This is a genomic window from Streptomyces saintjeani (assembly GCF_055409605.1).
On the sequence record NZ_CP189624.1, the window covers coordinates 1,591,370 to 1,604,559 of the forward strand.

The window sequence follows — 13,190 nt, forward strand, 5'->3', positions numbered from 1 at the left end:
ATTGTGCTACGAGGTCGGCTCCCCCACAGTTGGCCTCATGAGTCACCTGGACTGGCGCCTTCGCTTCGCCGCCCTCTCCCTGATCTGGGGTTTCAGCTTCCTGTTCATCAAGGTCGGCACGGACGGCTTCACCCCGCTCCAGGTCACCCTGGGCCGCCTGGTCTTCGGTACGGCGGTGCTGGCGATCGCCCTCGCCGTGAAGCGGGAGCGCCTCCCCCGGGACGCCCGCACCTGGGCCCACCTGGCGGTCGCCGCGTTCCTCCTCAACGCCCTGCCGTTCTCGCTGTTCGCGTACGCCGAGCTGACCATCCCCTCCAGCCTCGCCGGGATCTGCAACGCGACGACGCCCCTGTGGGGCATGGCCCTCTCGCTGGTCGCCCTCTCCGAGGACCGCCCCACCCGCGTCCGCTTCGCGGGCCTCGCCCTCGGCTTCCTGGGCGTCCTCACGGTCCTCGGCGCGTGGCAGGGCTTCACGGGCCTGGAGCCCCGGGGCACGTCCCTCGCCCTCGCGGCCTCCTTCAGCTACGCCGTCGGCTGGATCTACGTACGCCGCACGCTGTCCGCCCGCACGGAGTCGGCGCTCTCGATGACCGGCGCGCAACTCCTGCTGGCGACGGTCCAGTTGGCGCTGATCACACCGTTCCCGCACAGCTTCCCGACGCCGTCGCTCCTGTCGGTGGCGGCGCTGGGGGCGCTGGGCACGGGCTTGGCGTTCCTGATGCAGTACGGGTTGGTGGCGGAGGTGGGGCCGACGACGGCGCAGATGGTCACGTACTTCACCCCGGTGATCGCGACGGTGGCGGGAACGGCGTTCCTGGGAGAGACGCTGACGTGGTCGACGCCGGTGGGAGCGGCTATCGTCCTGGCGGGAGCAGCTCTGACACAGGCCAAGCGCGTTTCTTTCAGGGGTGCGGGCCGTATCAATTTGCGGCTCCGCCGCGTGGGCGCGACAAGCCGCAACACTCCCGCACCCGAAAAACAGACGACCTAGACCACCCCCCACTCGGAAGAACCCTTCACGGCCTCGGCAACAGCCTGAGCGAATTCCCCCACCTCCCCCTCCCGCAAGGTGGAAACCGTCACCCGAATCCCGGGTCCGGAATTCACCCGGAACCTCCCACCGGCAGACACAGCCCACCCCTCCCTCAACAACCGAGCCACCACTCCCGTCTCGTCCTCGACGGGAATCCACACCCCCAGCCCACTCCGCCCCCGAGCCTCAACCCCCCTTTCCCGCAAAGCCTCGATCAACATCTCCCGCCGCCCCCGATAAACCCCACCCACCACAACCGGATCCACACCCCCGCGCTCCCACAGCCACACCACAGCCCGCTGCACCACCAGACTCACCCACCCCGCCCCCAGCCGCTGCCGCCCCCGAACCCGATCCACGGTCACCGCGTCCCCGGTCATCACGGCGACCCGCAGATCAGGCCCATAAGCCTTGGCGACAGACCGCACAAAAGCCCAATGCCGAGTAACCCCGGCCAACGGATAAAGCGGCAGATCCACAATCCCGTCCCCGTGATCGTCCTCGATCACGACAACCTCGGGATACTCCCCCAGAACCCGGCGCAATTCCCGAGCCCGCCCGGCACTCAAAGCCGCCCCCGTGGGATTCTGCGCCCGATCGGTGACGACAACAGCGCGCACCCCGGATTCCAGAGCAGCCCGCACCCTTTCGACAACGGGCCCTTCATCATCAACGGCGACAGGAACCACCCGAAGCCCGAGAGCCGCCACAAGATCAAGCATCCGATTCCACCCAGGGTCCTCGACGGCGACGGAATCCCCGGGCTTCAGATGAACCCCCAGCACCCGCTCGACCGCGTCCAGCGCCCCTGAGGCGACGACCAACTCCCCCGCGGGCACCCCGTCCGCATCGAGCGCGGCCCGGGCCAGTCGCCCCAGCTCGGCGTCGACGGGCGCCTCCCCGTACAACACCGGCGCCCGACCAGCCGTAGCCGCGGCGAACGCGGGCCCGAGCGCGGGCAACAACGCCGGATCAGGGTTCCCGTCGGCAAGATTCCGCACCCCCACCGGCGTGGAGACGACCGCCCGCTCTCTCCCGGTCGTAGCGGGCCGCGCCCGCACCCGGCTCCCCCGGCGCCCCTGCGTCTCGATGACCCCCCGCTCCCGCAGGATGCGGTACGCGGCGGCGACGGTATTGGGATTGACCCCGAGCGTGACGGCCAACTCCCGCATGGGCGGCAGCAGTTGACCGGGCTCCAGCGCCCCCTCCCCCACCGCACGCTCGATGCTCGCGGAAATGTCCACCGCACGCCGACCTTGGATCGGATACTCTCCTAGCACAAACATGAGTATGCACTAGTGCAATGGAGAACGCCATGCAGGGAACCACCGCGCAGGAACCGACCACTCCCGGCACGACGCCCCCGCCCTACCCCAGGACCGACCGCACGACTCCCACCCGCTCCCCCCAACGAGCCTCGTACGACAGGGACTTGGTCCACGCGATACTCGACGAGGCGTACGTCTGCCACCTCGGCTTCGTCCGCGACGGCGCCCCCGTGGTCCTCCCCACCCTCTTCGGCCGCGTCGGCGACCGCCTCTACGTCCACGGCTCCACCGGCTCCCGCCCCCTGCGCATGACGGGCCAGGCCCCCGAGGGCCTCCCGGTCTGCGTGACCGTGACCCATGTCGACGGCCTGGTCCTCGCCCGCTCCGCCTTCCACCACTCGATCAACTACCGCTCGGTGATGATCCACGGCCTCGCCCACGACGTCACGGACCCGACCGAGAAGCGCGAGGCCCTGGACGCCCTGGTGAACCACGCGATCCCCGGCCGCGCCGCCGACTCCCGCCCGGCGAACAGGAAGGAGCTGGCGGCAACGGCGGTGATCCGCCTGGACCTCAGGGAGGTCTCGGCGAAGGCCCGCACGGGCGGCGTGAACGAGGAACCCGAGGACCTGACGCTCCCCCACTGGGCGGGCGTCATCCCCGTCCACCGCACCTACGGCACACCGATCCCGGACCCAGCCCTGACGCCCGACACCGAACTCCCCACCTATCTCAGGGAGTTGTGATCCCGATCCACCTCGGGGGAGTCGTGCCGCCGCCGCATGGCCCACACGACCAAGGCCCCGACCGACGTACAGCCCCCGCGATCAAGGCCCCGGCCGACGCCCAACCCGCACACCCAAGACCCGACCGACGCACGGCCCGCACGACCGAGGCACGGCCCCCGCGATCAAGGCCCCGGCCAACACACAGCCCGCACGACCGAGAACCCGGCCGCCGAGTCCCCCGCCCCGGCCGCCCAACCCACCCCACCCCGCCCTACTCACCCCCTCCCCGAGCCTCCGCCACGGCCAACCCCGCCACCGACCCCAGCATCAGCACCGTCCCCACCACCGTCGCCCCGGTGACCCGCTCCCCCAGCACCGCGACCGCCAGCACAGCCGCGCTCACCGGTTCGAGAAGCATCACCACGGACACGGTCGCCGCACGGACGACAGCCGCACCGGCGAAGTACAGCGCATAGGCAAGGGCCGTAGGAACAGCGGCGATGTACACGACGAGCCACACCACCTGCCCCAGATCGGCCGTGTGCGGCACCAGCCCCTCCCCCACCGCGAACGGCAGCAGGCACAGCGCGGTCACCGCGAACGCCCCGACGGTCGTGTCGGAGGCGTCCTCCGCGCTCCCCCACCGCCGGGTGATCAGCGTCATCACGCAGTACCCGGCGGCGGACAGCAGCCCGAGCAGCACACCCGAGGGCCGTACGACCCCGCCCCCGCCCCCGGCGAACAGCACCCCGAGCCCGGCGAGCGCCCCGGCCACGGCGAGCACGCCGCCCCGCCCGAGCCGCTCACCCAGCGTCAGCCGCGCGCCGAGCGCGATGAGAACGGGCCCGGCGCCGAGGGTGACGACCGTCCCGACGGCGAGTCCGGTCGCGGACACGGCCGCGAAGTACGCCGTCTGGAACACGGCGAGCGCGACCCCGCTGGCCAGTGTCAGCACCCACCACCGCGCACCCCGCGACCGACGGCCGGGCCGGCGCCGTACCGTACGCACCGCCCGCGCGACCAGCAGCAGCACCAGCCCGACGACGCAGCGCCAGAAGGACAGCGACACCGCGCCCAGGTCGCTGACCCGGAAGACCAGCGAGGCGGCGGCCCCGGCGGTCCCCCAGGCGACCCCGGCGACGATCAGACAGAAGAGCCCACGGCCGACCGGCGACATGGGCAGAGAAAAAGTAGACACGCGTTCTCCGCAGCAACACACGAGATCCGAAGTCTGGACTTCGTCTGCGGGCAACACCGTTCAGCCCGGCGGCATCACAGCCACACCGGACCGATCACTCCGGAGGCCCGCCTCAGGCGGCCGGAGGCGGAAGAACGAGCGTCGAAGGCATGGTCAGGACCCTATACGGCAGTGTCGCGCGCGACCAGACCGGACCCAGGACGCGAGCCCGCCACCTGCTGCCCGGACGCCTTCGCGCACAGCCAGGCCCGGTTCAGGACGCAAGCCCACCACCGGCTCCGCGAACGTCTTCGCGCGCGACCAGGCCCGGCTCCGGACGCCCGCCCGCCACCGGCTCCCCCGACGCCTTCGCCGGCGTAGCCGACTGCGCGACGAACGCCCCCAGCAACACGACCGCGCCACCCGCCAACTGCGCCGCACCGAGGTGCTCCCCGAGCAGCACCCACGCAAGGACCGTCGCGACGACCGCCTCCGAGCACGACACGACGGTCGCGACCTGCGGCGACAGCCGCCGCACCGAGACGACGCCGGTCGTGTACGCCAGGACGGTCGCCACCAGCACGATCCACCCGAGCAGCAGCCACGCGGGCACCCCGACCCCGTTCATGTCGGCGCCGCGCCCGAGCACGGCCCAGTCGAGGTCCCAGGGCCGCGCGACGACCGTGAGGACAGCGGCGCCGACCAGCAGCCCGTACGCGATCACCCCGAACGGGTCCGGCGCGTCCTTGCCGGCGCCCCCTCGGTCGGACAGCACGAAGTAGCCGACCTGGCAGCAGGCGGCGCCCAGCGCGAGCAGCACGCCGACCGCGTCGAACCGCATCCCGGCCCACACCTCGACGACGCAGGCGAGCCCGCCGACCGCCAGCACGACGCCGACCACGGCCCGCCGGCTCACCGCACGCCGCTGCACGAACCGCACCCAGCCCAGCACCAGCGCGGGCGCCAGGTACTCCAGCAGCAGCGCGACCCCGACGGGCAGCCGCGAGATGGCCCCGAAGTAGAACGCCTGCACCCCGGCGACGCCGAGCAGCCCGAACCCGGCGAGGAGTCCGGGCCTGCGCCGTACGAGATCCCGGTGCCGCCAGGCGACCGGCACCATCACCAGCGCGGCGAACCCCACCCGCAGCCACACGACGTGCAGCGGTTCGAGCCCGCCCTCGATCAACGGCTTCGCCGCGACCCCGGACCCCCCGAACGCCACGGCCGACGCCACCGCCAGTCCCAGCCCCACACCATTCGCCTTAGCCACGCGGACATGATGACAGCAGCAGACAGCACCGTCACCCCACCAAGCTCCTGTCTCGCTCTGTGAGCAGCACACTTCGGACGACGTGAGGCACTCGGCGGCGTGACGGTCTCACGTGTACGAGGGTCTCGGCGCCGTCAGTCCCACCCCAGCTCCCCGCCCTCCCCCTTCTCCACTCGGTCCAGCAGCTCCCCCGCGTCCACCCCCGCACGCCCCAGCACCTCCACCGCCCGGGACCGTGGATCCGCCAGCACCGCCGCCAGCAGATCGACCCCTTCGGCCAGCGCGGCCCCCCGCCGCGCGGCCCGCACCCGAGCCCCCTCCATCGCGACGGCCGCGACCGGCGAGAACCCCTCGGCGACGGCGACGACCGGCAGCTCCCCCGAGTCCTCGACCCCGCCCTGCCACCGCAGCCCGTACCCGATGCTGCGCTGGACGAGATACCCGAGCACCCGCGAGATCCGGGGCCCCTCCCCGAACGCCCCCCGCACCTCGGGGTCCGACTCCAGCAGCGAGTGCAGCAGATGCGCGCTGTCGATCTGCCGGTCGGCACCCCGCACCGCCCTGCGGCGCGCACCGGCGACCGCCGCCACGAGCTCCGCGCTGAACCCGGCGACGTCGTCCACGGTGGGCGGTACGGGTTCATGGACCGTTTGCCGGGGAATACGGGGTTGCACCCCCTCACCCCATCAGTCCCGGACGCCCTCGGTCATCCCCGGTGCGAACCATTTCCGCCTCCCACGCAAAGGGGACGAGGCACCCCACAATCTCCTCCTTACGGATGACATCAGGCGACCCCCCATCCAAGGGGGCGCGCGGCGCACCCCCGCACGCCCTGTACGCAACCACGAGGTGAGCGGTCACGTCACAGTAGTGGGAGAGGGGATTCCGCTTGATGACCGTGAGCTGGCTGGTGGCGCTCCCGTCGATCGACGGCCTGCAATACGTGTACCGCGTCTACGCCCCCGAGGACGCCCTCCCCGCCGACCTGTTCTGGGCGGCCTGGCACTGCCACGACGAGGGCCCGCACCCGCGCGCGTGGGACGTCTTCGACGCGGCGGTGATACGGCGCCTGCGGTGAACGGCGGCCGGTGTCTTGCGAGTTCGCATGTCTTGCAAGTTGGGGGCCCCGGGGCTACGTTCCGCGCACCCTGGCCGATTCGAAGAGGTGGTCGCATGGCCGAAGTGAGCGCCGAGGCACGCATCGAGGCACCGGCGGAGCAGATCTGGACCCGGCTGACGGACTGGCCGGGGTACGGCGAGTGGAACGCGACGCACACCAACTTCCCCCAGGGCGGGCCGGCTTCACTGGAGAAGGGCGCGACGTTCCAGGAGAACATGAAGCTCATGGGGTTCCCGGCGGAAGTCGAGTGGACGATCGGCGAGCTGACGCCCGCGCGCACCTTCACGATCACCGGCAAGGGCCCGATGGCGGTCGCCCTCCTCACGCGCTACACCCTGACGCCGGACGGCCCTTCGGCGACGACGGTCCGCATCGACGGCGAGTTCACGGGCGCGGCGGTGTCCCTGATGGCGGGCAAGCTCAAGGACTCGGCGACGGCGGCGCTGAACGAGTCGCTGCGGAAGCTGTCGACGCTGGTCGCCTGAGACGACAGGCGCCCCACGGAATCCGTAGGGCGCCTGCACAGCCGTACGACGATCGCTCCCCGTCGGCTCAGTCCTCGTCGGCTCAGTCCTCGTCGGCGAGGATCAGATACAGCTTCTTGCGAGCATCGTTGACAACAGCCAGAGCCTTCTCACGCTGCTCCTTGTTCCCGGTCCGCCAGACCTGCCCGAACGCCTCGAAGAGCCCGGACCCGGCCTGCCTGATCTCGTGCAGAGACTCCCAGTCGACCCCGCGCGTGGCCTCCTCCCAGGGCGTCTCGGCGACGTCCTCGGCAGCCGCGCGCCCGGCCTCGGTGAGGGAGAACAGCTTCTTGCCGCCCTCGCTCTCACTGCTGATGAGCCCTTCGTCCTCCAGCAGCTGAAGGGTCGGATAGACGGACCCCGGGCTCGGCTTCCAGGCCCCGCCACTGCGCTCGGCGATCTCCTGGATCATCTCGTACCCGTGCATCCCCCGTTCCTTGAGCAGGGCAAGAATCGACGCCCGCACGTCCCCGCGCCGAGCCCTCCCTCGTGGCCCGCCCCGCCCCCGCCCACCCCAGGGCCCGCCCCCGAACCCAGGCCCGAACCCAGGCCCCCCCGGCCCGAACGGCCCAAAGGCGGCCCGCCGCCCCTCAAACCCACCACGCCCACCACGCTCGCGCGGGTCCTGACCATGTCCACGCTCGAATCCATGCATACGCATAAGACCCACTCCACTCCATCCCCAGACCAGCCGACCTTCTTCAACCGATCGCGATACACCAACGATATATCGGAACCACTCACCCGACAACCCCGCAGGATGTCGATCCGATACGTACGTTCCGCTGATCGCGCGGTGAGCGTCACTTCCCGGGCTGGTACTGGGCGGCAACGCCCCAGCGGCATGTGGGCTTCGAGTCGCAGTCCGCCGACCCGTTCGATCCGCTCGGCACCGCACGCCGCGCCGTCGCCACCGGCCACGTCTCCCGCACCCCCGCCCAATCCGAACGGAGCCTGGCGCGCAACGGGCTTTCCCCCCCGATGATCGGCCGTGAACCCCTTACGAGGTTCACGGCGCCGGTACGGCACCGATCTGCTGCATCACCCCGAGGAGATCGGGCTGGCCCCGTTCGCCGACGATCCGGCCGTCGGCCAGGTAGTAGAAGTTCATGGCCTGCACCGAGATCTTGTTGCCGCTCGCCGGGATCCCGAAGAACTCACCGTCGTGGGTTCCCCGCATGGTGAACCGCGCGGCCACGGTGTCGCCTTCGGTGACCGTCTCCTCCAGCGTCCACCGGACGTCGGAGAAGGCGCCGCGCATCATCCCGATGACTTCCATGTACCCATCGGGCCCTCGCAGTGGTTCCGGGTGGCTCGGCGCGTGGAACACCGCGTCCGGAGAAATGACCTCGCGGGCGAGATCCTCGTTGCCCGTGTTGATGAACTCGACGAAACGGTTCATCACTGACTCGGTGGACTGCGATGACATCTTGCTGCACCTCTCCGGAGACGTTTGGGCGGATATCAACGAGCGTAACATCGAATCGATGTTCACATCGATTCGATGTTCGCGTGCGAGGATGGACTCATGCTGGAACTCGCGATACTCGGCTTCCTCGCCGAGGGACCCCTGCCCGGACACGTGCTGCGCCGCCGCGTCTCACAGCTGGCCGGCTACACGCGGCCGGTCAGTGACGGCAGCCTGTATCCGGCGATCAACCGCCTGACCAGGGCGGGCTTGATCGAGCGGCGTGCCGACCCGGCCGCGGGGGCGGCCCGGTACGTGCTCAGCCCGACCGCGGCCGGACGGGCCGACATGCTTCAGCGCCTGCGCGAGCCCGCCGACCACGAGATCACCGACTTCACCCGGTTCTACGTCGTCCTGGCCTTCCTCTCCCACCTGCCCGACGTGGCCGAACAGCACGCGGTGCTGCGCAGACGGCTGGAGTTCCTGGAAGAACCGGCGAGCTTCTTCTACGACAACGAACGGCCCCTGCGTGCCGAGGAGATCACCGACCCCTACCGGCGGGGCATGCTGCTCACCGCCCGCGCCACCAGCCGCGCCGAACGGACCTGGCTGCGCGAGACCCTCGGGGAGGAACCGCCCGTGTTCGACGCCGGACACACCGACAGCGATCCGCACACGCCCACGAGCTGACTACCCACGGAGGTACCCCCCATGCTTGCTTCCTGGTACGACGACCAGGGCCCCGCCGCCGATGTCCTGCACGTCGGTGAACTCCCTGATCCCGTCCCCGGCCCCGGCGAGGTCCGCGTCCGCGTCACCGTCTCGGGCGTCAACCCCGGCGACACCAAGAAACGGCGCGGCTGGCTCGGCTCGTCCATGCCCTTCCCGCGGGTGATCCCGCACAGCGACGCCGCCGGAGTCATCGACACCGTGGGCGCCGGAGTCGACGGCCGCCGCGTCGGACAACGGGTCTGGGTACACGGCGCCCAGTCCTACCGCCCCTTCGGCACCGCCGCCCAGTACACCGTCGTACCCGACCACCAAGCCGTACCTCTGCCAGATCATCTGAGTGACGAGCTGGGCGCGAGTCTCGGCATCCCCGGCATCACCGCCCACCGCTCCGTCTTCGCCGACGGCCCGGTCGACGGCCGACTGGTCCTGGTCCACGGAGTCCTCGGCGGCGTCGGCTCCCTGGCCGCCCAGCTCGCCCACTGGGCCGGCGCCACCGTGATCGCCACCGTCCGCCGCACCGCCGACCTCGACCGCGTCGACCCGGCCGTCGCCCACGCCGTCGCCCTGGACACCGGCGACCCCGCCGCCGCCATCCGCTCGTACGCCCCGCGAGGCGTCGACCGGATCATCGAGGTCGCGCTGTCCGACAACGCCGATCTCGACAACGCCGTCGCCGCCGACAACGCCGTCATCGCCGCCTACGGCACCCGCGCGGACCGCACCGAGATCCCCTTCTGGCCTCTGCTGTTCAACAACGTCACCCTGCGGCTGCTCGGCAGCGACGACTTCCCCGCCGAGGCCAAGCGCCAGGCCGCCCGCGACCTCACCTCCGCCGCGGCCGTCGGCGCCCTCACCGTCGACGTCCGCGACCGCTACCCGCTGGACGACATCGCCAAGGCCCACGACCTCGTCGACGCCGGCGGTGGCCACGGCCGCATCCTGCTCACCCTCCCCCAATAGCGCAGACTCGTCGGACCAAGTCCAAGAACACGCCTGGCGGCGGGGAGAACTCGGATGTGAGCGAGACACAAGCGGCCGAAGTTCCTCTTGCGCCAGGTGGAATGCCGACGGTCGGGCATCTGCTCAGGATGTCGCCGGGTCGGCCGTACGGCAGACCCGCAGCAGCCCGGAGAGCCACGGCGTCCTCGCCCTCGTGCTCGCGCACGGGGACGGCACGTCGGACGAGGAGGCGAGATCCTCACCTTCCTGTCGTGGGCCCTGCACGTGCTCGCCCGCAACCCCGAGATGGCCGACCGGATGAACGAGGAGGCGCGGGCGGCCGGGCCGGGCGTGGTCACCCCCGACCCGCTGCGCTTCGACCCCGACCGATGGCTGACCCGGGCCTGCCGCGCGCCACCCTGCCCACCGTCGTGAACGCCGTCCTCACCGGCCGCTGACCACCACAGGCCCACCCGGCACGACCACCGTCTTCGCCTCCCCACCCCACCGGTCAGGAATCGAGAAGCGCGCACCCCCCTCCCCCACCTAGCCTGACCTCACCCCCGCCCACACAAGGAGCCGCGATGACGAAGCCGTACGCCGCTGACAGCCACGATCTGATCCGGGTGCACGGCGCGCGGGTGAACAATCTGCGGGACGTCAGTGTGGAGATCCCCAAGCGCAGGCTGACGGTGTTCACCGGCGTCTCGGGTTCGGGGAAGAGTTCGCTGGTGTTCGGGACGGTCGCCGCCGAGTCGCAGCGGCTGATCAACGAGACGTACAGCGCGTTCGTCCAGGGCTTCATGCCGAACAACGCCCGCCCCGACGTGGACGTCCTGGAGGGCCTCACCACGGCGATCATCGTCGACCAGCAGCGCCTCGGCGCGGACCCGAGGTCGACGGTCGGCACGGTCACGGACGTCAACGCGATGCTGAGGATCCTCTTCAGCCGCCTCGGCACACCGCACATCGGCCCGGCGAAGGCGTTCTCGTTCAACGTCGCCTCGATCAGCGGCGCCGGCGCGGTGACGATCGAGCGCGGCGGCCAGACCGTGAAGGAGCGCCGCTCGTTCAGCATCCAGGGCGGCATGTGCCCCCGCTGCGAGGGCCGGGGCGCGGTCACGGACTTCGACCTGACGCAGCTCTTCGACGAGGAACTCTCCCTGAACGACGGCGCGCTCCTGGTCCCCGGCTACAAGACGGGCGGCTGGAACCACCGCCTGTACGCGGAGTCGGGCCTGTACGACGCGGACAAGCCGGTCAAGCGCTTCACGAAGAAGGAACTGCACGCGTTCCTGTACCTGGAGCCGACCCGCATGAAGATCGCGGGCATCAACATGACGTACGAGGGCCTGGTCCCCCGTATCCAGAAGTCGATGCTCGCGAAGGACCGCGAGGCGATGCAGCCGCACATCAGGGAGTTCGTGGACCGCGCGATCACGTTCACGACCTGCCCGGACTGCGACGGCACCCGCCTGACGGAGGCGGCCCGCTCCTCGAAGATCGGCGGCATCAGCATCGCGGACGCCTGCGCGACGCAGATCAGCGACCTGGCCGCGTGGGTCCGCGAACTGGACGACCCCTCGGTGGCCCCTCTCCTGACCGCGCTCGGCGAGACCCTGGACTCGTTCAACGAGATCGGCCTCGGCTACCTCTCCCTGGACCGCCCCTCGGGCACGCTGTCGGGCGGCGAGGCCCAGCGCGTGAAGATGATCCGCCACCTGGGCTCGTCGCTCACGGACGTGACGTACGTCTTCGACGAGCCGACGACGGGCCTGCACCCGCACGACATCCGCCGTATGAACGACCTCCTGCTGCGCCTGCGCGACAAGGGCAACACGGTGCTGGTGGTGGAGCACAAGCCGGAGGTCATCGCGATCGCCGACCACGTCGTGGACCTGGGCCCGGGCGCCGGCACGGCGGGCGGCACGGTCTGCTACGAGGGCACGGTGCAGGGCCTGCGCGCGACGGACACCCTCACGGGCCGCCACCTGGACGACCGCGCGAAGCTGAAGGACGAGGTCCGCGAGCCCACCGGCAAGCTGGAGATCCGGGGCGCGACGCGGCACAACCTGCGTGACGTGGACGTGGACGTCCCCCTCGGCGTCCTGACGGTCGTCACCGGCGTCGCGGGCTCCGGCAAGAGCTCCCTGATCCACGGCTCGGTCCCGCGCACGGCCGGCGTCGTCTCGGTCGACCAGACCCCGATCAAGGGCTCCCGCCGCAGCAACCCGGCGACGTACACGGGCCTCCTGGAGCCCGTCCGCAAGGCGTTCGCCAAGGCCAACGGCGTCAAACCGGCCCTGTTCAGCGCCAATTCGGAGGGCGCCTGCCCGACCTGCAACGGCGCGGGCGTCGTCTACACCGACCTCGCGATGATGGCGGGCGTCTCCACCACCTGCGACGACTGCGAGGGCAAACGCTTCCAGGCGGCCGTCCTCGACTACCGCCTCGGCGGCAAGGACATCAGCGAGGTCCTGGCGATGCCGGTCGCCGAGGCGGCGGAGTTCTTCGCGACGGGCGAGGCGAAAACCCCCGCCGCGAGCCGCATCCTCGGCCACCTCGCGGACGTCGGCCTCGGCTACCTCACCCTCGGCCAGCCCCTCACCACCCTCTCGGGCGGCGAACGCCAACGCCTCAAGCTGGCCACCCACATGTCCGACAAGGGCGGCGTCTACGTCCTCGACGAGCCGACGGCCGGCCTCCACCTCGCCGACGTCGAACAACTCCTCGCCCTCCTCGACCGCCTCGTCGACTCCGGCAAGTCGGTCATCGTCATCGAGCACCACCAGGCCGTCATGGCCCACGCCGACTGGATCATCGACCTCGGCCCCGGCGCCGGCCACGACGGCGGCACGATCGTCTTCGAGGGCACCCCGTCCGCCCTGATCACCTCCCGCACGACCCTGACGGGCGAACACCTCGCGGAGTACGTGAACGCCTGAGCGCCTCTCGTACGGCAACCACCAAGCCGTACGAGGATCAGGGCCT

At 70.9% G+C, this 13,190-nt stretch carries 14 protein-coding genes; 8 read left to right on the plus strand and 6 right to left on the minus strand.

Going from position 1 to position 13,190, the window contains the following annotated elements; all coding sequences use genetic code 11:
* The first annotated feature begins 37 nt into the window (after nucleotides 1–37).
* Nucleotides 38–991, plus strand: a complete 954-nt coding sequence (locus ACQCO7_RS07005) for a DMT family transporter (RefSeq protein WP_464071008.1) — start codon at nucleotides 38–40, stop codon at nucleotides 989–991.
* On the opposite strand, the gene ACQCO7_RS07010 is transcribed toward ACQCO7_RS07005, so the two are convergent.
* Nucleotides 988–2,313: an aminotransferase class I/II-fold pyridoxal phosphate-dependent enzyme gene (locus ACQCO7_RS07010; protein ID WP_464071009.1), complete on the minus strand. Its 1,326-nt coding sequence runs from the start codon at nucleotides 2,311–2,313 to the stop codon at nucleotides 988–990. The two genes, ACQCO7_RS07005 and ACQCO7_RS07010, sit on opposite strands and share 4 nt — an antisense overlap.
* A 35-nt stretch (nucleotides 2,314–2,348) precedes the next feature.
* Between ACQCO7_RS07010 and ACQCO7_RS07015 the strand changes: the two genes are divergently transcribed.
* The gene (locus tag ACQCO7_RS07015) at nucleotides 2,349–3,047 is read left to right on the plus strand and encodes a pyridoxamine 5'-phosphate oxidase family protein (RefSeq protein WP_464071010.1); all 699 of its coding nucleotides are present in this window, start codon (nucleotides 2,349–2,351) and stop codon (nucleotides 3,045–3,047) included.
* Nucleotides 3,048–3,300: 253 nt separating this feature from the next.
* Here the strand turns inward: ACQCO7_RS07015 and ACQCO7_RS07020 are convergent, their stop codons facing one another.
* From ACQCO7_RS07020 to ACQCO7_RS07030, 3 genes are all read right to left on the minus strand, one after another.
* Nucleotides 3,301–4,206 carry a DMT family transporter gene (locus ACQCO7_RS07020; RefSeq protein ID WP_464077165.1) on the minus strand — a complete coding sequence of 302 codons (906 nt, stop codon included), beginning with the start codon at nucleotides 4,204–4,206 and terminating at the stop codon, nucleotides 3,301–3,303.
* A gap of 274 nt (nucleotides 4,207–4,480) precedes the next feature.
* Nucleotides 4,481–5,476, minus strand: a complete 996-nt coding sequence (locus ACQCO7_RS07025) for an EamA family transporter (protein WP_464071011.1) — start codon at nucleotides 5,474–5,476, stop codon at nucleotides 4,481–4,483.
* Between the two features lie 134 nt (nucleotides 5,477–5,610).
* Entirely contained in the window at nucleotides 5,611–6,150 is a 540-nt protein-coding gene (locus ACQCO7_RS07030) for a peptidase (RefSeq protein WP_464071012.1), read from the minus strand.
* Nucleotides 6,151–6,374: 224 nt separating this feature from the next.
* Between ACQCO7_RS07030 and ACQCO7_RS07035 the strand changes: the two genes are divergently transcribed.
* Together ACQCO7_RS07035 and ACQCO7_RS07040 are read left to right on the plus strand one after the other, a co-directional pair.
* The gene (locus tag ACQCO7_RS07035) at nucleotides 6,375–6,554 is read left to right on the plus strand and encodes a hypothetical protein (RefSeq protein ID WP_029183430.1); all 180 of its coding nucleotides are present in this window, start codon (nucleotides 6,375–6,377) and stop codon (nucleotides 6,552–6,554) included.
* Between the two features lie 95 nt (nucleotides 6,555–6,649).
* A complete protein-coding gene (locus tag ACQCO7_RS07040; RefSeq protein WP_464071013.1) occupies nucleotides 6,650–7,081 on the plus strand; it encodes a type II toxin-antitoxin system Rv0910 family toxin in 432 nt (143 codons plus the stop codon).
* A gap of 82 nt (nucleotides 7,082–7,163) precedes the next feature.
* On the opposite strand, the gene ACQCO7_RS07045 is transcribed toward ACQCO7_RS07040, so the two are convergent.
* Nucleotides 7,164–7,781, minus strand: a complete 618-nt coding sequence (locus tag ACQCO7_RS07045; protein ID WP_464071014.1) for a PadR family transcriptional regulator — start codon at nucleotides 7,779–7,781, stop codon at nucleotides 7,164–7,166.
* 348 nt (nucleotides 7,782–8,129) lie between these two features.
* Nucleotides 8,130–8,549 (minus strand): ester cyclase, encoded by a 420-nt coding sequence (locus tag ACQCO7_RS07050; RefSeq protein ID WP_464071015.1) that lies wholly within the window; start codon nucleotides 8,547–8,549, stop codon nucleotides 8,130–8,132.
* A 99-nt stretch (nucleotides 8,550–8,648) separates the two neighbouring features.
* On the opposite strand from ACQCO7_RS07050, the gene ACQCO7_RS07055 reads away from it, so the two are divergent.
* The 4 genes from ACQCO7_RS07055 to ACQCO7_RS07070 all read left to right on the plus strand — a co-directional run bounded on the left by ACQCO7_RS07055 (nucleotide 8,649) and on the right by ACQCO7_RS07070 (nucleotide 13,144).
* Nucleotides 8,649–9,218 (plus strand): PadR family transcriptional regulator, encoded by a 570-nt coding sequence (locus tag ACQCO7_RS07055; protein ID WP_464071016.1) that lies wholly within the window; start codon nucleotides 8,649–8,651, stop codon nucleotides 9,216–9,218.
* Between the two features lie 21 nt (nucleotides 9,219–9,239).
* On the plus strand, nucleotides 9,240–10,220 hold the full coding sequence (locus ACQCO7_RS07060) for an NADPH:quinone reductase (RefSeq protein ID WP_464071017.1): 981 nt from the start codon (nucleotides 9,240–9,242) through the stop codon (nucleotides 10,218–10,220).
* A 264-nt stretch (nucleotides 10,221–10,484) separates the two neighbouring features.
* Nucleotides 10,485–10,634: a hypothetical protein gene (locus tag ACQCO7_RS07065; protein ID WP_464071018.1), complete on the plus strand. Its 150-nt coding sequence runs from the start codon at nucleotides 10,485–10,487 to the stop codon at nucleotides 10,632–10,634.
* Nucleotides 10,635–10,783: 149 nt separating this feature from the next.
* Nucleotides 10,784–13,144, plus strand: coding sequence for an ATP-binding cassette domain-containing protein (locus tag ACQCO7_RS07070; protein ID WP_464071019.1), 2,361 nt, complete (start codon nucleotides 10,784–10,786; stop codon nucleotides 13,142–13,144).
* Nucleotides 13,145–13,190 lie beyond the last annotated feature (46 nt).